This is a genomic window from Sinomonas terrae, from assembly GCF_022539255.1.
GTDB lineage: Bacteria > Actinomycetota > Actinomycetes > Actinomycetales > Micrococcaceae > Sinomonas > Sinomonas terrae.
This window is the reverse complement of record NZ_JAKZBV010000001.1, coordinates 3,807,190-3,827,294: the sequence shown is the minus strand read 5'-3', so window position 1 is coordinate 3,827,294 and position 20,105 is coordinate 3,807,190. Positions and strand designations below refer to the sequence as shown.

19 protein-coding genes and 1 riboswitch are annotated in these 20,105 nt (G+C 69.4%); of the genes, 6 read left to right on the top strand and 13 right to left on the bottom strand.

Annotation, left to right across the window (positions count from 1 at the left end; genetic code table 11):
• Positions 1 to 33 precede the first annotated feature (33 nt).
• Positions 34 to 198 (bottom strand): hypothetical protein, encoded by a 165-nt coding sequence (locus tag L0M17_RS17635; RefSeq protein WP_241055707.1) that lies wholly within the window; start codon positions 196 to 198, stop codon positions 34 to 36.
• A gap of 87 nt (positions 199 to 285) precedes the next feature.
• Between L0M17_RS17635 and upp the strand changes: the two genes are divergently transcribed.
• The gene (upp, locus tag L0M17_RS17630) at positions 286 to 921 is read left to right on the top strand and encodes a uracil phosphoribosyltransferase (protein WP_241055706.1); all 636 of its coding nucleotides are present in this window, start codon (positions 286 to 288) and stop codon (positions 919 to 921) included.
• 54 nt (positions 922 to 975) lie between these two features.
• On the opposite strand, the gene L0M17_RS17625 is transcribed toward upp, so the two are convergent.
• The 4 genes from L0M17_RS17625 to L0M17_RS17610 all read right to left on the bottom strand — a co-directional run bounded on the left by L0M17_RS17625 (position 976) and on the right by L0M17_RS17610 (position 3,760).
• Complete coding sequence (locus L0M17_RS17625; protein ID WP_241055705.1) at positions 976 to 1,785, bottom strand: hypothetical protein; 810 nt, start codon at positions 1,783 to 1,785, stop codon at positions 976 to 978.
• Positions 1,782 to 2,336: an RNA polymerase sigma factor gene (locus tag L0M17_RS17620; RefSeq protein WP_241055704.1), complete on the bottom strand. Its 555-nt coding sequence runs from the start codon at positions 2,334 to 2,336 to the stop codon at positions 1,782 to 1,784. Before L0M17_RS17620 ends, L0M17_RS17625 begins: the two co-directional genes overlap by 4 nt.
• A 172-nt stretch (positions 2,337 to 2,508) precedes the next feature.
• Positions 2,509 to 3,180, bottom strand: coding sequence for a protein tyrosine phosphatase (locus tag L0M17_RS17615; RefSeq protein ID WP_241055703.1), 672 nt, complete (start codon positions 3,178 to 3,180; stop codon positions 2,509 to 2,511).
• A gap of 133 nt (positions 3,181 to 3,313) precedes the next feature.
• On the bottom strand, positions 3,314 to 3,760 hold the full coding sequence (locus L0M17_RS17610; protein ID WP_241055702.1) for a PPC domain-containing DNA-binding protein: 447 nt from the start codon (positions 3,758 to 3,760) through the stop codon (positions 3,314 to 3,316).
• Positions 3,761 to 3,906: 146 nt separating this feature from the next.
• On the opposite strand from L0M17_RS17610, the gene L0M17_RS17605 reads away from it, so the two are divergent.
• A complete protein-coding gene (locus L0M17_RS17605) occupies positions 3,907 to 4,284 on the top strand; it encodes a glyoxalase superfamily protein (protein ID WP_241055701.1) in 378 nt (125 codons plus the stop codon).
• Positions 4,285 to 4,500: 216 nt separating this feature from the next.
• Here L0M17_RS17605 and L0M17_RS17600 read toward each other — a convergent pair whose 3' ends face one another.
• The 3 genes from L0M17_RS17600 to L0M17_RS17590 all read right to left on the bottom strand — a co-directional run bounded on the left by L0M17_RS17600 (position 4,501) and on the right by L0M17_RS17590 (position 10,153).
• Positions 4,501 to 6,609, bottom strand: a complete 2,109-nt coding sequence (locus L0M17_RS17600; RefSeq protein WP_241055700.1) for a mannosyltransferase YkcB-related protein — start codon at positions 6,607 to 6,609, stop codon at positions 4,501 to 4,503.
• A complete protein-coding gene (locus L0M17_RS17595) occupies positions 6,609 to 8,711 on the bottom strand; it encodes an ArnT family glycosyltransferase (protein ID WP_241055699.1) in 2,103 nt (700 codons plus the stop codon). The genes L0M17_RS17600 and L0M17_RS17595 overlap by 1 nt, the downstream gene beginning before the upstream one ends.
• Before the next feature lie 110 nt (positions 8,712 to 8,821).
• Entirely contained in the window at positions 8,822 to 10,153 is a 1,332-nt protein-coding gene (locus tag L0M17_RS17590) for a bifunctional glycosyltransferase family 2/GtrA family protein (RefSeq protein WP_241055698.1), read from the bottom strand.
• Between the two features lie 291 nt (positions 10,154 to 10,444).
• Here L0M17_RS17590 and L0M17_RS17585 point away from each other — a divergent pair, with 291 nt between their 5' ends.
• Complete coding sequence (locus L0M17_RS17585; protein ID WP_241055697.1) at positions 10,445 to 11,344, top strand: DMT family transporter; 900 nt, start codon at positions 10,445 to 10,447, stop codon at positions 11,342 to 11,344.
• A gap of 149 nt (positions 11,345 to 11,493) precedes the next feature.
• On the opposite strand, the gene L0M17_RS17580 is transcribed toward L0M17_RS17585, so the two are convergent.
• A complete protein-coding gene (locus L0M17_RS17580) occupies positions 11,494 to 13,041 on the bottom strand; it encodes a sensor histidine kinase (protein ID WP_241055696.1) in 1,548 nt (515 codons plus the stop codon).
• Positions 13,038 to 13,778, bottom strand: a complete 741-nt coding sequence (locus L0M17_RS17575; protein WP_241055695.1) for a response regulator transcription factor — start codon at positions 13,776 to 13,778, stop codon at positions 13,038 to 13,040. Before L0M17_RS17575 ends, L0M17_RS17580 begins: the two co-directional genes overlap by 4 nt.
• Positions 13,779 to 14,372: 594 nt before the next feature.
• Here L0M17_RS17575 and L0M17_RS17570 point away from each other — a divergent pair.
• Positions 14,373 to 14,960, top strand: coding sequence for a hypothetical protein (locus L0M17_RS17570; RefSeq protein ID WP_241055694.1), 588 nt, complete (start codon positions 14,373 to 14,375; stop codon positions 14,958 to 14,960).
• Positions 14,961 to 15,131: 171 nt separating this feature from the next.
• On the opposite strand, the gene L0M17_RS17565 is transcribed toward L0M17_RS17570, so the two are convergent.
• Entirely contained in the window at positions 15,132 to 15,818 is a 687-nt protein-coding gene (locus tag L0M17_RS17565; protein ID WP_241055693.1) for an aggregation-promoting factor C-terminal-like domain-containing protein, read from the bottom strand.
• 4 nt (positions 15,819 to 15,822) lie between these two features.
• Positions 15,823 to 16,024, bottom strand: a riboswitch (cyclic di-AMP (ydaO/yuaA leader).
• A gap of 593 nt (positions 16,025 to 16,617) precedes the next feature.
• On the opposite strand from L0M17_RS17565, the gene L0M17_RS17560 reads away from it, so the two are divergent.
• Both L0M17_RS17560 and L0M17_RS17555 read left to right on the top strand, forming a co-directional pair.
• Positions 16,618 to 17,430 carry a winged helix-turn-helix domain-containing protein gene (locus L0M17_RS17560; protein ID WP_241055692.1) on the top strand — a complete coding sequence of 271 codons (813 nt, stop codon included), beginning with the start codon at positions 16,618 to 16,620 and terminating at the stop codon, positions 17,428 to 17,430.
• 42 nt (positions 17,431 to 17,472) lie between these two features.
• Positions 17,473 to 18,027 (top strand): SixA phosphatase family protein, encoded by a 555-nt coding sequence (locus L0M17_RS17555; protein WP_241055691.1) that lies wholly within the window; start codon positions 17,473 to 17,475, stop codon positions 18,025 to 18,027.
• Here the strand turns inward: L0M17_RS17555 and L0M17_RS17550 are convergent.
• Positions 17,969 to 18,607, bottom strand: coding sequence for a hypothetical protein (locus L0M17_RS17550; RefSeq protein ID WP_241055690.1), 639 nt, complete (start codon positions 18,605 to 18,607; stop codon positions 17,969 to 17,971). The genes L0M17_RS17555 and L0M17_RS17550 overlap by 59 nt on opposite strands.
• Before the next feature lie 66 nt (positions 18,608 to 18,673).
• A complete protein-coding gene (locus L0M17_RS17545; RefSeq protein ID WP_241055689.1) occupies positions 18,674 to 20,086 on the bottom strand; it encodes a dihydrolipoyl dehydrogenase family protein in 1,413 nt (470 codons plus the stop codon).
• Positions 20,087 to 20,105: the final 19 nt, after the last annotated feature.

Sequence of the window (20,105 nt, the reverse complement as noted above, 5' to 3'; positions counted from 1 at the left end):
CGCCGCAGCCTGACTCGCTTCAGAATGCTGGGTTCACAGGACCGTCGCCCAGACGGCGACGACGGCCATGATCACCCCCCAGGACGCAACCAGATGACTCCACCGCGGATTCGGCCAACGAGCAGCCAACCACATCCCGAACAGGGCCCCCGTCCCTGCGGTGGAGTATGCGAGCAAGGAGACCATTAGCGTCTTCATGACGCGTCACCTCCTCACCGAGGAAGGGCACCAGTGTACTCCCGGCAGGAGGCGCTGCCGAGGGAGCCGGATGATAGTTTGGCAGCCATGCGCACCCTCGTCGTGGACCATCCGCTCGTCGCCCACAAGCTGACGGTCTTGCGGGACAAGAACACACCCAGCCCCGTGTTCCGGCAGCTCACCGAGGAGCTCGTGACGCTCCTTGCGTACGAGGCGACGCGGGAGGTGCGCACCGAGACGGTCACGATCGAGACCCCCATCACGACGACGGCCGGCACCGCGTTCACCAAACCGACGCCGCTCGTCGTCCCGATCCTGCGCGCGGGGCTCGGCATGCTCGAGGGCATGGTCAAGCTGGTCCCGACGGCCGAGGTCGGCTTCCTGGGCATGGCCCGGGACGAGGAGACCCTCAACATCGTCACGTACGCCGAGCGGCTTCCCGAGGATCTCACCGGCCGGCAGATCTTCGTCCTCGACCCCATGCTCGCGGCCGGCGGCACGCTGAGCGAGGCCATCAAGTTCCTGTTCCGCCGCGGCGCGAGCGACGTGACGTGCATCTGCCTCCTCGCCGCGCCCGAGGGGCTCGCGCGCCTTGAGAAGGGGCTCGGCGACGCGAACGTGAGGGTCGTCCTGGCCTCGATCGATGAGCGCCTCAACGAGAAGGCGTACATCGTTCCCGGCCTCGGGGACGCAGGCGACCGCCTCTACGGGCTCGCCAAGTAGGCCGGTATCCCAAGTAGGCCCGCATCAAGCAGGCGCCGAGGGGCTCAGAATCCCCTAGTTCAGGCTCCCCGGGAGCCCTGTCGGTGCGGTCGGGAGGGCTCCGGGAACAGGCGGGAGCTTCGGGAGCGGTACGCCGAGATTCGGACTCGGCAGCTGGGTCGGGAGACCAGGGAGGCCCGCCTTCGGTGAGGGCGACACCGTGCTGGCACCCGTCGTCGTCCGCGGTGCGCTCGTAGCGGCCGACGACGGCGCCGGCGTCTCCGCGTGAGGGGTCGCCGCGGCGCTTGGGCTCGCTGCCGGAGCCGAGGCCGGGGAGGAGCCGCGCTCTGCTGGGGCCGCGGGGGCGGGTGTCGGGGCAGGCATGGCGGGCGATGCGGGAGCGTTCGCCGCGTGGCCTCCGAGGACGCGGATGACGGAGTTGAGGCCGTCGTTGAGCGTCGAGCGGAAGCCTTCGTCCGCTGCCGCGGCCGCGGCAGTTCCAGCGCCGATCGCTGCCGTGAGGACGAGCGCTGCGGCGAGCGGACGACGACGGCGGGCAGGCCGGGCGGGGCGACCGGTGCGGCCCACTCGAGCGGCCTGGCCAGCGCCGTCCCCGTCGATCACCCGGAGAACGGGCACGGTGGGAGGGGCAGTGACGGCGGCGCCGGGGGCGGCGGCTCCGGAGACCGGAGCGGTCTCCTCGGGCAGCAGGAGCGTCTCGAGGAGCGGGCCGGGCTCGACCGTGTCGCCGTGGGCGAGCGTGCGCAGTTCCGCGAGCAGCGGCCTCAGAGACTCGGCGCTGTCAGGGTCGACTTCAGTCAGGACCTGATCGATGACCCTCTGGTCGTTGTGATCGTCGATCTCGCGATCGTTGATGGGGTTCATGACGGGCTCAGTTCTGTGATGACTGCGTGACTTCTCAGGGCTTCGAGGGCCCGCCGTTGGAGCTGTTTGACTGCGCCAGCGGTGCGGCTCATGATTTCGGCGGTCTGCTCGATCGAAAGATCGGCGACGACCCGGAGGAGGAGGACCTCGCGGTGGTCATCGGTCAGAGAGTTCAGAAGGCTCAACGCGCCGGCCCCCCCGAGGGCGAGGTCTTCTGTCGTGGCCGGGGTGGTGCGGGAATCCAGCTCGGGCTCGTGGGGAACGAGGTGGGGCGTCCGCTGGCGGCGGCGATGATGGTCGACGGCGCGGGAGTGGGCGATCGTGAAGACGAGGGCCTTCGCCCCCTCGAGACCCCCCTTGAGGCTCCCTATCCGGGAGTACAGCGAAAGGAAGACGTCCTGAGTCACCGCCTCGCTGTCATCGACGCCGCGTGCCCTCAAGTAGCCGCGCACAGACGGCGAGAGGGTACGGAAGGCTGCGGTGAAGAGTTCAGCGTGGTCGCCGGGATCCATCGGGGGGATCTCGCGGCTCGGATCCTCGTGGGGCTCCAACCGGTCTCCCTTGGTTGTGCGGGGACCGGGCGTGCTGGCCACCAGGGCTGGCCGCTGGGGCTCACGCCGCAGGGGCTCGCACGCGCCGGTCTCGGGCAAGGCCGCGGGGCCGGCCGGTGGGCCGGTCCCGCGGAACGACTTGCCAGACTATCTCAGTTGGCGGGCTGCCGTGTTACGGCTGGACCGGCGACGACGGCACGACCGAAGGGACAGCCGGAACCGCGGGGACCGCCGGGACGGCTACGTGCGAAGGCAGCGACGGGACCGCGGGAGCCGAGGGCACCGCGGGGACGGCCGGCGTTGCGGGCAGGGCGGCGTTGGCGTTGGCGTTCGCATTGGCTCCCGCGTTCGCCGAAGCCTGAGCGGACTGGCCCGCGATCACGGTGTTGCAGAACGCCGAGACGTTCGACTGGCCGTTCGCGTCCGCCGCGAGGTTGTGGAACTCAGTGGAGGCCGCGTCGAGGCCGCCGTGCGCGTACGCGGTGCAGAGGCCGAGGACCGCCTGAGCGTTCACGCCTGCGTTCGGCGCGACCGACGACGGGAGGTTCGAAGCGGAGGCCGCGTCCGACTTGGCGGCGGCTGCGGCGTGAGACGCGGCAGACGTTGCCTGCGATGCGGCACCCGTGGGAAGGGCTGGCGTCGCGGGGACGGCGGGCGTTGCCGGAAGGGCGGCGGCCGGGAGGGCTGGGGCCGGGGCGCCGATGAGCTGGTGGGCGGCCTGCTGGGCCGTGGCCGGAAGGGCGTTCGCGTAGGCGGCAGTCCCCGCGCCACCAAGGGCGAGGGCGCCGAGGGCGGCAGCGCTCACGGCGACCTTGCTCGAGGCGACAAGAGTGAAGAGCGACATGGAAACTCCTGGAGGGTTCGGGACCAACTGGGAGGGCCGTCTGGGCGGCCCTACTCCCTTCCAACCGAAGGGGACCTCCGAAAGGTCACGCGCTCTCCAAAAGTTTTTTTTCAGTGAGGTGAGGAGGCCTCGCTCAGCCGTTCGTCCGGTCGGGATCGATGAGGGCGAGCCCGAGCTCTGGGTGGCTCGTCTTCCGGAGCACGGCGGGTGTTTCGCGGATGATGATCTCCAACGTGGGCCAGACTTCGCCGCTGAGCAGGTGGCCGCCGCGCGTCGTGCCGTCGGGCAGGCCGAGGACGACGTGCGCGTGGACCTGTGGACCGTCGTCGGCCAGTGCGATGTCCCCGATGAGCGACAGAAGCTCACATTGCTGGTCGACGGGAATGTGGCGGTAGTCCTTGGCTTCCCGGTCGAACCAGCCGACGGTGGCCCGTCTGAAGGCACCGACGCCGGTGATCTGGGCGGCGCTGAGCTGGTTGCTCTTGGCGAAGTCACTGAGCAGCTGGTACGCGTCTTCTCCGGGTCCCCCCACTACGACGAACATCGCGCCGCCCTCGGACGACAGTTTGGTGGTCTTCACTGGCATCTCCTCTCATCTCGTGTTCCAGTTCGTCCCGCTTCGATTGGACATTCCGAAGCGGCTCTCAGGCTAAAGGTGAAGGGGCCAAAGGTGAAGGCCGCCGCCATGGGTACCGCTCGCCGTCGTCCGTCCCTACCTTTGAGAGCATGGACTGGAAGCTTGAGCTGGTGTTCGTGCCCGTGTCCGACGTCGACCGGGCCAAGGATTTCTACGTCAACAAGGTGGGCTTCAACGCCGACTACGACCAGCGCGTCAACGAGAACCTGAGGTTCGTCCAGCTGACGCCGCCGGGTTCGGCGTGCTCGATCGCGATCGGCCAGGGCCTCAGCGACGCGGCGCCCGGGACCGCACCGAACCTGCAGATCGTGGTGAGCGACATCCAGAAGGCCTACGACCAACTCAAGGGCAACGGCGTGGACTGCAGCGAGATCGAGGTGCTCGACTGGGGCCACTTCGTGTACTTCCAGGACCCGGACGGGAACAGGTGGGCCGTCCAGTACATCCCGTCGCGGCCGAACGGCTAGGCGCGCTAACCGAGCAGTTACCATCTCGCCCATAAGTTCCACTCAGGCGAACTCGTCGGCGAGAGGATGACTTTGCTCGGAAAGACGAAGTTCTCTTCTCGCCGGGAAGTCCACGTTGGGTGAACTTTTCTGCGAGACAGGGGCCCCGGGCGTCAGGGCCTCGCTAACCACCCGGGGGATGCGGACGGCGCAACTCGGAGGGGCGCAGCGGGCGCGCTAACCGAGCACGTAGACGGTGGCACCGCCGATCGTCTGGGACGGGAACGTCGCGGCGACCCACTGCGCGATCTGCTGCGCGTCGTCGGAACCCGAGCTGCCCTGCAGGAGGCTCGACGCGATGAAGTAATGGACCTTCCCCTGCTTCACGAGCTCCTGGAACTGGCCGAGCGTGGGCGCGGGGTCCGTGCCGTTGAACCCGCCGAGGGCCATGACGGGCAGTTGGGTCGCGAGCTGATAGCCCGCGGCGTTGTTGGAGCCGACGACGGCGGCCGCCCACGTGTACTTGGACGCGTCGGTTTCGAGGGCGGTCACCAGAGCGGACGACGGCGTTGTCGCGTCGAGGAGGCCGCCGGCCCCGCCGAGCCTGCCCTGGCCGCCGAACCTGCCCTGGCCGCCGAACCTGCCCTGGCCGCCGAAGCCGCTGCCCGGCGTCGTGCCCTGCCCGCCGAACCTGCCCTGCCCGATCCCGAGGAAGCTGTTGAGGCCGCCCTGGCCTGCGCGGAAGCCGCCGAAGCCGGGGCGGCCGCCGGAGGAGGCGGGGCCAGCGGTGACGATCGCGCCGGTGTGGGGCGTTGCGACGGTCTGGAGCGTGAAAGCGAGCGGGCTGGAGAGCGCAGCGACGAGGGCGACGGCCGCCGTCGTGCTCCCGAGGGCGCGGGGGAGGGTGCCGAGCCCGCCGGCGGCGAAACCGACGGCCAGGATGCCGCCTACTGCGGCAAGCGTCGCGACGCCGATCACCCACGGCAGCCACGAGACGAACCCCGCGGCACGAAGCAAGAGCACGATTCCCATCGCACCCGCTGAGAAGACCGCGGTCGCGAGGATCGAGGCCTCGAACGGCCAGCATCGGCGGTGCCACAGCACACCCGCGCCGAGCCCCACGAGCGCCGCAATACCGGGGGCGAGCGCCACGGTGTAGTACTCGTGGATGATGCCCTGCATGAGGCTGAACGTGAGGGCCGTGACGAGAACCCAGCCTCCCCACGCCACGATCGAAGCCCGGACGGGATCCGTGCGCGGCGCTCGCCGGCCGACCCAGAGGAGCGCGGCACCCAGAAGGAGCGCGGCGGGCAGGAGCCACGCGATCTGGCCGCCGAACGTCGAGGAGAAGAGCCTCAGCAGGCCCGGTTGGCCCCAGCCGTTCGCGCCGCCCACGGAGCCGACCTCGTCGCCGCTCAGCCTGCCGAAGCCGTTGTACCCGAACGTGAGCTCGAGGATCGAGTTGGTCTGCGAGCCGCCGATGTACGGCCTTGCGCTCGGCGGGGTGAGCATGACCGCGACGATCCACCATCCCGCCGCCGCCACCATCGCACCGAGAGCGCCGAGCAGGTGCAGGAGGCGTTTGCCCACCGCATGCGGCGCCGCCCACAGATAAGCGAGCGCGAACCCCGGGACGACGAGCAGCACCTGCAGTTGCTTCGTGAGGAATCCGAGGCCGAGCAGGGCGCCGGCGAGGATAAGCCACCGCGCCTTCCCGCCCTGCACCGCGCGGACGACGCCGTATCCCGCCGCCGTCATGAGCAGCACGAGCAGCGCGTCCGGGTTGTTGAACCGGAACATGAGCGCCGCGACCGGGGTCAGGGCGAGCACGACGACGGCGAGCAAGCCTGCGCCGTGTGCGGCCCGTTCGCCTCCGGTCGCCGGGCGGCCCGCGCGCCTCACCGCGAGGTAGAGGATCCATCCCGTAGCGACTGCCATGAGGGCCTCGGGCACGAGGATCGACCACGAACTCAGGCCGAACATCCGGACCGAGAGGTCCATGATCCAGAGGGACGCTGGTGGCTTGTCGACCGTGATGGCGTTCGCGGCGTCCGACGAACCGAAGAAGAACGCCTCCCAGTTCTGGCTCCCGGCCTGGGCCGCCGCGCTGTAGAACGCGTTGGCCCACCCGCTTGCGCCGAGGTTCCACAGGTAGAGGATGCCCATGACTACCAGGAGCGCCGTCAGCTCGAGTCGGTTGCGTGCGGCACCTCCGGCGCTCACGACGCTGAGGCGGCGGAGCAGGGGACGCCGGAGAGCCGCGTCAGAGGGCGACGAAGGAGCCCAGCGGCCGGAGGCGTCCGCTGTGGAGCTGCCGGGGGTGACGACGGGTGGGAGCGAAGACATTACTTGACCAGTTTGTACACCGTCGTGTTGCCGACCGTGGTTGCCTGGAAGTTGGACTCGACCCACTGGGTGATCGCCGAGGTGTCGCTTCCGCCGCGGCCGCCGAAGCCGCCACCACCACCGATACCGCCGCCGGCGATGTAGTAGCTGATCTGGCCATTCGCGACCATGGTCTTGAACTCGTCGACGCTCGGGTACGGGTCGCTCCCCGTGAAGCCGCCCATCGCGATGACGTTCGTGTTGGATGCGAGCTCGAGGCTCGCGGCCGAGTTGGAGCCGTTGGTCGCGGCCGACCACTTGGTCGTGGTCTCCTTGAGGAGCGCCACGAGGTCGCTCGAGGTGCTCGCGTCACCGCCCGGACCGCCGCTGAAGCCGGCGCCATCGAAACCGCCCGCTCCGCCGAAGCCGCCGAAGCCCGCCCGGTTGCCGAAGCTTCCGAACCCGCCCTGTGCGGACGGGCCCGAGGTCGGGATGGAGCCCGTGTGGCCGACCGAAGCAGTCGCGACCGTGAATGCCGTGGTCCCCAGCCCGGTCGCGAGGAGCGCGGCGAGGGCGACGGAGACGGCGCCGACGCGGAGCCGGTCGAAGCGGACCAGAAGTGCGATAGCGGTGAGTACCCCGAGGATGACGACGACGAACTTGAGCCACGGGAGCCACGCCGAGTCGCGGCCGAGCAGCACCGCGGTCCAGATGCTCGTCACGAGCACCGTCGCCGCGAGGACGAGACGCGAGGGCCAATACGCCCGGCCGCGCCACAGCTCGGCGCCTCCGATGCCGACCACCCCGGCGATGCCGGGGGCCAGCGCAATCGCGTAGTACGGATGCACGGTGCCGGTCATGAAACTGAAGACACCGGCGGTCAGGATCATCCAGCCGCCCCAGACGATGAGCGAGGCGCGGACGCGATCGGTGCGGACTGCGCGGCGCGTGAACCAGAAGCCGGCCATGAGCAGGATGAGCGCCGCCGGAAGCAGCCACGAGATCTCAGTGCCGAAGCTCGAGCCGAACATCCGCAGGAGGCCGGCCGACCCACCGAAGCTCGCGCCACCTGGGCCGCCACCGTTGCCGCCGCCCGGGAATCCGCCCGCCAAGCCCGCGAATCCCGAGGCGCCCGCGCCGCTGCCGGCGGCAGCTCCGGCGTCGGACGCTCTGCCGAAGCCGCCCCCGCCGCCGAAGCCGCCGCCCCGATTGCCGAAGATGCGCGAGAAGCCGTTGTAGCCGAAGGTCAGCTCGAGGAAGCTGTTGGTCTGGGAACCGGCCATGTAAGGGCGGACGCTCGTGGGCGTGAGCGTGAACGCGAGGATGTATGCACCGGCCACGACGACGATCCCGCCGACGGCGCCGAGGAGGTGCAGGAGCCGGCGGCGGAGCGTCGTCGGGGCGGCCCAGAGGTACGCGAGGCCGAGGGCCGGGACGATGATGACGCCTTGGAGCATCTTCGTCAGGAACGCTAAGCCGATCACGGCTCCGGCCCCGACGAGCCACTTCCAGCCCGCCTTCTCGATGGCGCGGATGGTCATGTAGGCGGCGAGCACGAGGGAGAACGTGAGCATAGCGTCCGGGTTGTTGAACCGGAACATGAGGGCCGCGACCGGAGTGGCCGCGAGTGCACCGCCTGCGAGCAGACCGGCGGCAGGGCCGCTCACCCGCTTGACCGCCGCGTACATAAGCGCGACCGATGCGACGCCCGCGAGCGCCTCGGGGAGCAGCATCGTGAACGAGTTGAACCCGAAGATGCGGCCGAGGAGGCCGGGGATCCAGAACGCGGCCGGGGGCTTGTCGACGGTGATTGCGTTGCCGGCGTCGAGCGAACCGAAGAACCAGGCGGTCCAGTTCTTGCTGCCGGCCTGGATCGCGGCAGCATAGAAGGAGTTGGCGTACCCGGAATTCGTGAGGTTCCAGAGGTACAGGAACGCGCTCGCGAGCACGAGGCCGAAGCTCGACGGCCGCACCCAGCGGGCCTGGTCCCTGCCGAAGGCGAGGCGCTGCAGCCTGTTTTCGGGAGAGCCGGGGCGGGACGGGCGACGGCGGGACGCGCCGTCGTCGGACGCCGCGCCGGGCGGCGTGGGAACCGTGGTGCCGGGGGCAGTGGAGGTGGTCATGTTCTGGCCTTTCGGTCGGAAGTCTAGCTGCCGGGCGGTGCATGTGGGCGGTGCGCGTGGCGCGCTGCGCGGCGTGGATCGCGCCCGGCGTGGATCGCGCCCGGCGTGGGTCACGCCCGGCGGCGGAACACCCAGAGACGGAAGAGGAGGAACTTCAGCGCAGTTGCCGCGAGGTTCGCGACGGTGAGGACGCTGAGCTCGAGCCATTGGCCCGGGTGGGGGAGCGAGTTCATCCACACCAGGGCTCCCGCGGTGAGGGCCCAGCCGATCCCGAAGACGATGAGGCCCTCGAAATGGTGGCGGGCCAGCCTTTCGGCGCCGAGGACGCCGAACGTGAACCGCCGGTTGGCAGCCGTGTTGGCGATGGCCGTGATGAGCAGTGCCACAAAGTTGGCGGCCTGCGCGCCCATGAACGCGCGGCCGAGGAGGTACAGCGCCGCGTACGCGAGCGTCGACGCGACTCCAATCGCGCCGAAGCGCACGAGCTGGCCGAAGAGGCTCTGCCCTCGGCTGGCCTCCTCCGCGCGCTCGCCGGCCGGAAGCGGGCCGCGGGCCATGGCAGCCTGAAGCTGAGCGAGGGGAACGCGGCCGCGGGCCATGTCCGTCGTCATCCGATACATGGCGCGGAGGTCCTCAAGCGCGGTGCGGACGATGTCGACTTTCGAGTGAGGATCGTCCGTCCAGTCCACCGGCACCTCTGCGCACCGCAGGCCACAGCGCTCGGCGAGGACGAGCAGTTCGGTGTCGAAGAACCATGCCTTGTCGAGCGTGTGCGGCAGGAGCTGCCGGGCGACGTCCGCGCGGATCGCCTTGAAGCCGCACTGGGCGTCGCTGAAACGCGCGCCCATGAGCGAGTGCAGGAGGAAGTTGTACGAACGCGAGACGAACTCGCGCTTCGGCCCCCGCACCACCCTCGATGAGCGCGAGAGCCTCGTGCCGATCGAGAGGTCCGAGTGGCCCGAGATGAGCGGCGCCACGAGCGGGGCGAGCGCGTTGAGGTCGGTCGAGAGGTCCACGTCCATGTACGCGAGGACGGGGGAGTCCGAGGCTAGCCACACTCGGCGCAGCGCGTTGCCGCGCCCCTTCTCTTCGAGGTGGACCACGTGGACCCCCTCGAGTTCGCGGGCGAGCCGCTCGGCCACGCGGAGGGTCGAGTCCGTTGAGGCGTTGTCCGCGATCGTGATCCGGTACGTGTGGAGGAACTGGGTCGAGAGGTAGGCGTCGAGGTTGCGGACACAGACCTCGAGGTCGGCCTCCTCGTTGTAGACGGGGACCGTCACGTCGAGAAGGGGGATGCCTGCGCGGTTCAGCGCGGCGATGTCGAGGGCGGCGCCGGGGCGGGTTGGCGTCTGGAGTACGACGGCCGAGCCCGGCTGGGCGGTCTGCTCGCCGAGTTCTTCCTGAGCCTCGAGGGCTTGGGAGGCGGGATCCGTGAGCGTCATGATTCGACTTTCCCGCATGGGCTTATGACCGCAGTAGAGCGAAGCTGTGCCGCCCCTGTGACCGCCGCCCCGCCCCTGTCCCGTAGCACCTCCGCGGTCCCGCCCGGTTGTGCTTTCCCAATCACTCAGAACGGCGGCGTGTTCCAGCGAATTGCCGGCTCATTGCCACACAAATGGGCTGGAAGGGCGAGGATTCGGCCGGGACTGAATGGTTCGGCCTGCCCGGCGTCGGTCCTAAAGTTGATGGGTGATCCACAGAAGCGCCCTTCTCCAGTCTTGGCAGCATCGGCCATGACCCGCCGTACCTGGCTGCTCTTCGCGGCCATGAGTCTGATCTGGGGAGTCCCCTACCTGCTCATCAGCGAGGCCGTCGCCGAGGTGAGCCCCGCTGTCGTCGTCTTTGCCCGCACGGCTATCGGAGCCCTCGTCCTCCTCCCGTTCGCGTGGCGCCAGTTGCGCGTGGTGTGGGAGCACCGGTGGCCCGTGCTCGCGTTCGCGCTGCTCGAAATGGTGGGGCCGTGGTTCCTCCTGAGCGACGCGGAGCGGCACCTTTCGAGCTCCCTCGCCGGCCTGCTCATCGCGTTCGCTCCGGTTCTGGCGCTCGTGATTGCGAGAGTGATCGGTCTCGAACGGCGAATTGGCGGCGTCCGGATCGTGGGTCTCGTCGTGGCCGTGGGGGGCGTGGCGGCACTTGGTGGAGGGGGAATGGAGGCCTCTGGTCCATGGCCCGTGATCGAGATGCTGCTCGTGGCGGTCGGCTACGCGATCGCGCCGCAGGTTGCAGCCGTGAAGCTGGGCGGCGTGCCCCCGCTGCCGATGACGGCGGTCTGCCTCACCATAGCCGCCGTGCTCTCCGCGCCCTTCGCGGCCGTCACGTGGCCGACGGCTCTCCCTTCGGCAACAGCACTGGGCTCCCTCGCACTCCTCGGCCTCCTCTGCACGGCCCTCGCATTCCTGCTGTTCTTCCGCCTGATCGCCGAAGCAGGCCCGGCGCGGGCGACGGCGATCGCCTACGTGAACCCCGTCGTCGCCCTTGCGCTCGGGGTGAGCCTGCGCGGCGACCCGTTCACCCCGCTCATCGGCATCGGCGCGGTGCTCGTGCTCGCTGGCACGTTCCTCGCGACCCGGCGCTCGGCGCATGACGCCGCCCCTGCACTGGAAGCCGGGGCCGCGACCTCCACGGGGCCGTGAGGTCGGAGGGTGTTGCCGGGGCTAAAGCCGCATAGCCGTTGCTTGAAGGCATAACCGTCCCGCATAAACAGCGGTCGTGCCGTCGCGGGACGGTCATGCCGTCGCGGGACGGTCATGCCTTCACGGGACGGTCGTGCGCACCACGCGGATCAAGCCGGCAGGTAGACCGCGAACTCCGTCCGCCCCGGCCGCGACGAGAGTTCGACCGAACCGCCGTGCGCGTCCACGATCGCTTGGACGATCGAGAGCCCGAGCCCGGTCGATCCCTCGGTTCCCGTGCGGGCCTTGTCCGCCCTCGTGAAGCGTGAGAACACCTTCTTCTGCAGCTCCGGCGGGACGCCGGGACCGGTGTCCGTGACGGTGATGACGGCCTCGCCAGTCGCGGAGCGGGACACGCCCGTGATGATGGTGGTCCCGGGGTCGGTGTGCTTGCGCGCGTTGGAGAGCAGGTTGACCATCACCTGGTGCAGCCGCGCGCCGTCGGCCTTGACCTCGACCGGCTCCTCCGGCAGGTCGAGCCGCCACTGGTGGTCGGGGGAGATGACCTTCTGGTCCGAAACGGTCTCGACCACGAGCTGCGTCAGGTCGACGGGGGCGAGCTTGAGCGGTTGGCCCTCGTCGAGGCGCGCGAGGGTGAGGAGGTCCTCGACGAGCCGGCTCATCCGCAGAGACTGCGTCTCAACCCGCCCGAGCGATTCCGAACCCTGCGGCGAGAGCTGCTCGGTCATCTTGAGCATGTCCGTGTAGCCGCGGATCGCAGTGAGCGGCGTACGGAGCTCGTGCGATGCGTCCGCCACGAACTGGCGCACCTTCATCTCCGACTCCTGCCGCGACTGGAGCGCGCCCGAGACGTTGTCGAGCATGCGGTTCAGCGCGTTCCCCACGTTCCCCACCTCGGTGCCGGGGTGCGCGGCCGACGGCGGAACCCGCATCGCGAGGGCGACCTCACCGGCGTCGAGCGGAAGTTGGGCGACCTTCGCCGCGACGGAGGAGACTTGGTCGAGCGGTTTGAGGGTCTTTCGGATGACGTACGTGCCCACGAGCCCGATGAAGACGAGGCCAGCGAGCGAGACGATCACGGTGGTGAGCACGAGAGAGCCGAGCGTGCTGTCCCTGGCGGCGAGCGGGAGCCCCGTCACGATGATGTCGCCGGTCGCGGTCTGGACTGCGACGAGCCGGTAGTGACCGACGGAGAGGTTCTTGTCGACGGGCGCCGGCTGAGTGCCGCTGCCAGACGGGACGGCGGTCTGCGCGACCGAGACGAGGACGGCGGCGTCCGAGTTGCGGAGGGCGACCCGCTGGCCGTCCTGGCTGATGAATCCGGCGACCTCGAGGATGTTGTCGCGGAGGCGCGCGTTCAGGGTGCCTGCGCCCTGGCCGCGCGCCTCGAGCGGATCTGGCCGGGGGCTTGCCTCACCGGGGTTCTGCGCCGCCGACCCTGACGGCGAGGATCCCGGAATGGTGGGCTGCGTGACGCTGCCGAACTGTGCCGCCCGATGGCTCGCCTGGTACAGCTGCGTGTCGAGCTGCTGGGTGAGGAAGCCGTCCATCGAGGCGTACAACACGGAGCCGACGACGGAGCAGATCGCGACGAGGAGGAGCATCGTCGCGAGGACGAGCTTGGTGCGCAGGTGCCAGGCGTTCGGATCGGTCCAACGTCGGCGTGGCCGCGGGACGGCGCCCGCGAGGGTGCTCATCCGTCGGCGGGCTTGATGACGTAGCCCGCTCCGCGGACGGTGTGGATCATGGGCGCCCTGTTCGCGTCGATCTTCTTGCGGAGGTAGGAAATGTAGAGTTCGACGATGTTCGCCTGGCCGCCGAAGTCGTACTGCCATACGCGATCCAGGATCTGAGCCTTGCTGATGACGCGCTTCGGGTTCTCCATGAGGTAGCGGAGCAGCTCGAACTGCGTCGCGGTGAGCTGGATGTCCTCGCCTCCGCGGGTCACCTCCCGCGTGTCCGTGTTGAGCACGAGGTCGCCGACGACGAGCTCGGCGTCGTCCTGGGCCGCGACGCCCGAGCGCTGCACGAGCCGGTGGAGGCGAAGCATGACCTCCTCCATGCTGAACGGCTTCGTGACGTAGTCGTCGCCACCCGCGGCAAGCCCTGTGATGCGGTCCTCGATCGCATCCTTGGCTGTGAGGAAGAGCGCGGGCACCTCCGGGAGGAACTGCCGCACCCGCTGGAGGACCTCGACGCCGTCGAACCCTGGAATCATGACGTCCAACACGAGGACGTCCGGCCGGAAGTCACGTGCGGCCTTGACCGCAGCCGGGCCGTCCGCCGCGACCTGAACGCTCCATCCCGTCATGCGCAGCCCCATGCTCATGAGCTCGGAGAGGCTGGGCTCGTCATCGACCACGAGGGCACGGATGGGGGATCCATCCGGGTGGGTCAGAGCCGGGAGGTTGTTCGTCGTGTAAGGACTTGCCATGGTTCCAGCCTCCTGTGGATGGATAGTCCGAGCCTGAGTTAATTCTGTGGGGAGCCTGTGGACCTCAGCCTAGTCCCGAGCCTCGTCCGCGGCTCGTCCTCGGGCCGTGAAGCACAGCCTGTCCAGCCGGTGGGCACAGGGGCGGCACAGGATGGACAGCGACTCTGGTATCAGAGATCAGACCACCACCGGAGGATCACGATGTCATTCGGACAGCAGAACCCGCAGGGGCCCGAGACCCGGGCTCCGGAGACCCAAGCTCCAGACGCTCATACGCCCGGCCCTCAGGGCTCGCAGCCGACGGAAACCCTGTACCCGAACCAGCCGGGAGTTGAGGGTCCCGCGCACGGCTGGGGTGCTCCTGGTCCCTCATCCCCCTATCAGGGCTGGGGTGCGCCGGGTGCGTCCGAGGGCGGTCAGGGTTGGGGTGCGCCGAATAGTTCCTCGCCTTATCAGAGTTGGGGTGCTTCGGATTCGACGCCGCCCGCCCAGGGTTGGGGTGCGCCGGGGCCGACGACGCCGGGCCAGGGCTGGGGCGCGCGGCCAGCAGATCCTTCGGGCCGCTACAGGGGCGTGCTCTCCCGGCTCACACCAATGCAGAAGGGGCTCGCGGCGGCGGGCGTCGCCGTCGTCGTCGCTGCCGGGGCAGGTGCTGCCTACTACGCAGCGAACAGTTCGGCCAACGGCGTCTCCGCGGCGTCGTCGAACCAGGGCCTCGGCGGGGCACCGGGGCAGGCCGGCGGCGGGCAGGGCCTGAGCCAGGGAGGCAACGGCCGCGGCTTCGGCGGTCCGGGCAACATGGGTCTCGGAACCGCCGGCCAGGCGCTGCACGGCGAGTATGTGGTCCAGAGCAACGGCCAGTACGTGACCGAGCTTGAGCAGATTGGCACGATCACCGCTGCCTCAAGCAGCCAAGTCACAGTCAAGAGCGACGACGGCTATGTTCAGACCTACGCCATCTCCTCAGACACGACGATCGCTAGCTTCGCCGGCCGGCGCCAGTCCGGCGGCGGGTCGCTGAGCGCCTCGAGCCTCGCGTCCGGCCAGACCGTCCGGGTCACCGCGCTCAAGAACGGGAACGCCGCCTTGACGATCCTCGTTTCCTCTACAGCAGGAACCTCGGGCTCCGGCAACTCGGGCTCGGGAACCTCCGGTTCCTCGAGTTCGGGACAGAGTAATTAGGAACCCGGGCGACTAAGCCTTCTTGCCAGAGAAGGAAGGGCCAGAGAAGGGTCCAGAGAAGAACGACGGCGCCGCTCCCACCGTGGGGGCGGCGCCGTCGTCTGTGGTGTCTTGGCGCGTGTGGTGCCTTGGCGCGCGAGTCAGGAAGGTGGCCGCATCAGCGGCCGCCGATCAGTACCAGCCGCTCGCGTAATGGAACGTGAGGGCGTTCGCGGGGGAGCCGTACCGGTCCTTGATGTAGCCGAGGCCCCAGTCGATCTGGGTGCGGTAGTTCGTCTGCCAGTCGCTCCCGGCAGAGTCCATCTTGTTGCCAGGGAGCGCCTGCGCGATGCCGTACGCGCCGCTGCTCGAGTTCGTCGCGGTCGTGGTCCAGTCGGACTCGAGGTTCCATAGGGTGATGAGAGCCTGCATCTGGTCCTGGCCCCAGCCGTACTTGGCCAGCTGGCTGGACGCGTAGGCCTGCGCTCCGGTGGGGTCGTTGACCGGCTGCGTCTTGAGGATCTCCGCCTTAGCGGCGGCGGCCGCGGCCTGAGCCTGCTGGTCGACCTGCGCCTTCGAGACCGAGGCCACTGTCGAGCGGTCGAAGTCGAGCTTCACGTCGGCGGTGGCGCTGATCAGCGCGGCGGCCGCCCCGTTGGCCTCAGTGGCGCCGGTGGGAGTCATGTGGCCGGTGCTCGCAGCGGCGCCTCCGCCGACGGCAACGAGGCCGAGGGATGCGGCGACGACGGCGTTGCGGTACCGGCCGCCTGTTGCGGTGCCGAGTCCGGCGGTGATGCGGGCGAGACGGCTGGGCGGGGTTGCCGCACGATGCCGGCCGCGTTGGCGCGCAGGCGCGCCCGTAGGCATGGTGTTGCTCACGCAAGAGACCTCTCGTTAGCGCCTACGAAGTTAGCTGCCGGGTTCGGATGCGAGTCATCCGGCCGTGCCTTGCGGCAGGGCTTCACCCCAGGCCCCGGCTCCCGTTTTGAGCACACGGCTCTCCACAGGCCTCCTCGGCCGATTGGTTCCTCCGTCTCTGCCTGATTAACCCTCGGGCTGCCGGCAGAGTTCGGCGGGCTGCACCCAAAGGAGCACGGGGTGTCCCGTGCACTCGACCTACCCTACGGTACGGATCGCGGTTCTGTCACATTTGGGTAACAGCGGATGCTCGGAGGGGCGCGGGGAGCCGGATACGCTCCCAGCAAGGCGCGAATGAGGGCTCGAATGTGTTTGGGCCGGCCCGGCATGGGGGAGGGCCGGACGGCCGTCCGAATGGTGAGACTTCGACCGTTTGGGGTGTAGGGGGTTGCGCTCGGAGCGGTTTCCCGAAGATCCTTCGCCAGAACGCGGCTTAGGCGCAGAATATGTGAAGATGTCGGTTCACATATAGGGTTTTCCGAATGGTGAGTTGTATCACAATTCAGCTTTTCGTCTCACATTCCGAGACGGGACCCCCATTGTTACTTGCCTGTAGCCTTTGTTACGGGGCACACTCACTGGTGTGAACAAGAACTCAACGGCACCTGCAGCCTTCCGCTCCGGCCCACCCGCCGGCCGGACCATGTGCTGTTGTCGAATGCATAGCTGACTGCCCACCCCCAGCACTTGGCTCTTCGCTCAACCTGTTCAGCATTCGAAGCCGCCCGCGTCGGCTAGTTAAATACGAGGTCAGCACTCCATGTCGGTTGCATCCGGATACGTCCATATCTCTGTCCGCAACGCTCAGCGCGCCCAGGCCGCGGCCGGCCGTCAGCCTTTCGGCGGCCGCTCCACCGCTCAGCAGGAGCCGTACGGCGCAGCACGGCCCCTCCGTCCCGTCGCAGATGACTACTCTCCGATGACGGCGCCGACTCCCGTCGTCGCGCCCGGCACCGAGCCCGTGCGCTCGGTCTCGGCGGACACGGTGGCCCACGGTTTCGTCCTGTATGTGGGGATCTCGGAGGAGCAGGCGGCGGCCGCCGGCTCCTCCATCGCGAGGATCGCCCAGGAGATCCGCGCCTACGCGCAGAACCTCGTCCCCGGCGTCGAGAGCTACGCCGCTGTCGCCGTGGCCCCGTCAGGCGCTCAGGGGAGCCCGCTCGACGTCGTCCGCTCGACTTTCGGTGACCCGACCATCGGCAGCCGTCCTCGGCCCGAGCCACGCGTGGCCCAGCAGAACGAGAGCCGCCCGAGCGGCGTCCTCATCGACCTCGCCCGCCGCGAGGTGCACCTCGACGGTGATTCGCTCAACCTCACGTTCAAGGAGTTCGAGCTCCTGAACTACCTCGTCGAGAACGGCACCCGGACGGTGAGCCGCGACGAGCTGCTCGAGAACCTCTGGAAGAACGCCGAGGAAATCCCCAACGAGCGCACGATCGACGTCCACATCCGCCGCCTGCGCTCGAAGCTCGGTCGCCTGGCCAACACTGTCCGTACCGTCCGCGGGCAGGGGTACCGCTTCTACGAGCACCCCGAGGTCATCGTCTGGGCCGCCCCGGAGTACTCGATCTAGGGACGTGCCCGCCGAACGGATTCGGGCCTCTACGCTTGCTCCATGAGCAAGCACCACCTCAAGCGACTCATCGTGCTGCGCCATGCCAAGGCTGCGTGGCCGGTCGGCGTCCCTGACGTCGACAGGCCCCTGGCCGAGCGCGGGCACGCGGACGCGCCTGAGGCTGGCAAATGGCTCCTCGCCCACAAAGTGGTGGCGGACTTCATCCTGTGTTCCGTCGCGCTGCGCACACGCCAGACGTGCACGTGGGTGTGCGGCGCCCTCGGCGACCTCGCGCCCACGCCCAAGCTTGAAACGGGCCTCTACGCGGCGAGCGCCACGCGGATGCTCGCCGTCGTCAACCATGTCCCGGACACCGTGACGACGCTGCTCGTGATCGCCCACATGCCGGGCGTGCAGGATCTTGTGCTGCACCTCGCTGCGCGCGACTCCGATCAGGACGCCTACCTCGACGCCGCGAACCACTTCCCGACCGCGGGGCTGGCGGTCCTCGAGACCGAGAAGCCGTGGGCAGAGCTCGATGGTCAGGACGCGCGGCTCACCGATTTCGCGGTGCCGAGGGCCGAGAGCCGGAAGCACGGGCACCACTCGCATTAGGCCGAGGCGCGGCTTGCTTGGGCGGGTTCGTGCGCGGGGCCGAAGGCCGGCCCTCCGATGTCCGTGAGCCCTGGGCCCGACCCCCGGCGGGGCGTGCGCTCGGGCCGCGTGAACTTGGTGCCGCGGGCCGCGATCCCGCGCGCGACGACGGCCGGCGGCTCGCCCGCGCTGGCATCCGGCGGCGCTGGGGCCAGGCGGCTCCCACCAAGAGGAGTGCCAGCGTCGCGATGAAGGCGGCCACCGCCACGTAGAAGTAGGGGTCCGCGTCCCGGCTCGAGACGGTCGTGACCGCGTCGGGCGCGTCGTCCCAGGCGACGCCGAGCACCCGCAGGAATGCGAGGGTGCAGCCGACCGTCGTCGCCGTCGTTGCCGCGGCGAAGGCAGCTACGACGTAGCGATTCATCCCCAGCACCGCGTAGAGCGCGGAGAGGACGAAGGCAGCGATGGCCGCCATGGTGAGCAACCCCATCCACTCTTCGAGGAACCAGGCGGTGATTCCCGTGATCACGGTCGCGGCGGCGGCGCACCACAAGGTAGCGCGCGCACTGCGGCGCAGGGGAAGGAAACGCGAGGGAGCCACGCAGCCAGTCTGTCATCGAGAACCACCACGGACGGGCAGCGCACGCGGTGTTCCCATGCCCCGAGGCTAGAGGCCGTAGGCCTCGAGGAAACGCAGCCAGATCTCGCTGACGGTCGGGAACGAGGGGATCGCGTGCCAGAGCCGATCGAGGGGGACCTCGCCGACGACCGCGATCGTCGCTGACTGCAGGAGCTCCGCGACGTCCGGGCCTGCGAAGCACGCCCCGACGAGGGTCCGGCGGTCCTCGTCCACGAGGAACCGGGCCCAGCCCTCGTAGTCCTCGGCGAGCTGCCACGCGCCTGCCACGGAGATGGGGAGGTCGACGACGCGCACCCGGATGCCGTGCTCCCACGCCTCCTCCTCGCTGAGGCCGACCATTGCCAGTTCAGGGTCCGTGAACACGACCTGCGGGACAGCGAGCTCGTCCGCGGTCCGGGCGTACCGGCTCCACCGCGTGGGGCGCTTGTCGAGCTCACCCTTGGTCCTCGCCACAATCGCGTCGCCGGTGATTCTTGCCTGGTATTTGCCCTGATGGGTGAGCATGGCGCGGCCAGAACAGTCGCCGACCGCGTAGAGCCACGAGTTGCCGAGGACCAGGCCTGTGTCGTCGACGCGGAGCGACGTCGGCTCGATGCCGAAAGCGGGCAGCCCAAGCCCGTCGAGCGCGGGCCGCCGCCCGGCCGCGACGAGGAGCCTGGCTGCTTCGAGCGTGCGGCCGCCTGACAGCGTGACCTTCACGCCGCCGTCGTCCGTTGATTCGACGAGCTCTGCCGAGACGCCCTCGATGATCTCGACGCCGTCCGCCCGGAGGCCTCCGGCGACGAGTTCACGCGCGTCCTCCGGGAACGCGCTGAGCAGGCTCCCGCGCGCGAGGACCGTGACGCGCGAACCGAGCCGCGCGAACGCCTGCGCAAGCTCCGAGCCTGCAACCCCCGCTCCCAGGACGACGAGGCTCTCGGGGACTTCCCGGGTGCTCGTGGCGTCTGCGGTGGTCCAGTGCGGGGTGTGCTGGAGGCCGGGCACCTTGGGCGTCGACGGCCTCGAGCCTGTCGCGAGTACGACGGCGTGCCGCGCCAGCAGGTCGAAATGGTTGCCGTTGGCGTCGTCGACCGTGAGCCGCTTCGCGCCGGTGAGGCGTGCGCGGCCGCGGACGAGGGTGATGCCCGCGCCGTCGACCCATTCGACCTGCGACTGGTCGTCCCAGCTGTTGACGGCCTCGTCCCGGTGCTTGAGCACGGCGGCGACGTCGAGCGTTCCTGTGACTGCCTCTCGGGACCCCGGGACCCTGCGTGCGGCGTGCAGCGCGGTCCCTGGGCGGAGAAGCGCCTTCGAGGGCTCGCACGCCCAGTACGAGCAGGCCCCGCCGACGAGGTCGCTCTCTACGAGGGCTGCACTCAGCCCGCCCTTCACCACACGGTCCGCCGCGTTCTCGCCCGCGGCGCCGGCACCGATCACGATGACGTCGTACTCGCTCTCCACCCCACAGATGCTACGGGAC

Excerpts from the sequence above, each read along its gene's own strand:
- L0M17_RS17600 (WP_241055700.1), bottom strand. The coding sequence starts at position 6,609 with ATGTCTTCGCTCCCACCCGTCGTCACCCCCGGCAGCTCCACAGCGGAC.
- L0M17_RS17595 (WP_241055699.1), bottom strand. The coding sequence starts at position 8,711 with ATGACCACCTCCACTGCCCCCGGCACCACGGTTCCCACGCCGCCCGGC.
- L0M17_RS17570 (WP_241055694.1), top strand. The coding sequence starts at position 14,373 with ATGCAGAAGGGGCTCGCGGCGGCGGGCGTCGCCGTCGTCGTCGCTGCC.
- L0M17_RS17635 (WP_241055707.1), bottom strand. The coding sequence starts at position 198 with ATGAAGACGCTAATGGTCTCCTTGCTCGCATACTCCACCGCAGGGACG.
- L0M17_RS17615 (WP_241055703.1), bottom strand. The coding sequence starts at position 3,180 with ATGTCGCTCTTCACTCTTGTCGCCTCGAGCAAGGTCGCCGTGAGCGCT.
- L0M17_RS17585 (WP_241055697.1), top strand. The coding sequence starts at position 10,445 with ATGACCCGCCGTACCTGGCTGCTCTTCGCGGCCATGAGTCTGATCTGG.
- L0M17_RS17580 (WP_241055696.1), bottom strand. The coding sequence starts at position 13,041 with ATGAGCACCCTCGCGGGCGCCGTCCCGCGGCCACGCCGACGTTGGACC.
- L0M17_RS17555 (WP_241055691.1), top strand. The coding sequence starts at position 17,473 with ATGAGCAAGCACCACCTCAAGCGACTCATCGTGCTGCGCCATGCCAAG.
- L0M17_RS17625 (WP_241055705.1), bottom strand. The coding sequence starts at position 1,785 with ATGAACCCCATCAACGATCGCGAGATCGACGATCACAACGACCAGAGG.
- L0M17_RS17560 (WP_241055692.1), top strand. The coding sequence starts at position 16,618 with ATGTCGGTTGCATCCGGATACGTCCATATCTCTGTCCGCAACGCTCAG.
- L0M17_RS17605 (WP_241055701.1), top strand. The coding sequence starts at position 3,907 with ATGGACTGGAAGCTTGAGCTGGTGTTCGTGCCCGTGTCCGACGTCGAC.
- L0M17_RS17590 (WP_241055698.1), bottom strand. The coding sequence starts at position 10,153 with ATGACGCTCACGGATCCCGCCTCCCAAGCCCTCGAGGCTCAGGAAGAA.
- L0M17_RS17575 (WP_241055695.1), bottom strand. The coding sequence starts at position 13,778 with ATGGCAAGTCCTTACACGACGAACAACCTCCCGGCTCTGACCCACCCG.
- upp (WP_241055706.1), top strand. The coding sequence starts at position 286 with ATGCGCACCCTCGTCGTGGACCATCCGCTCGTCGCCCACAAGCTGACG.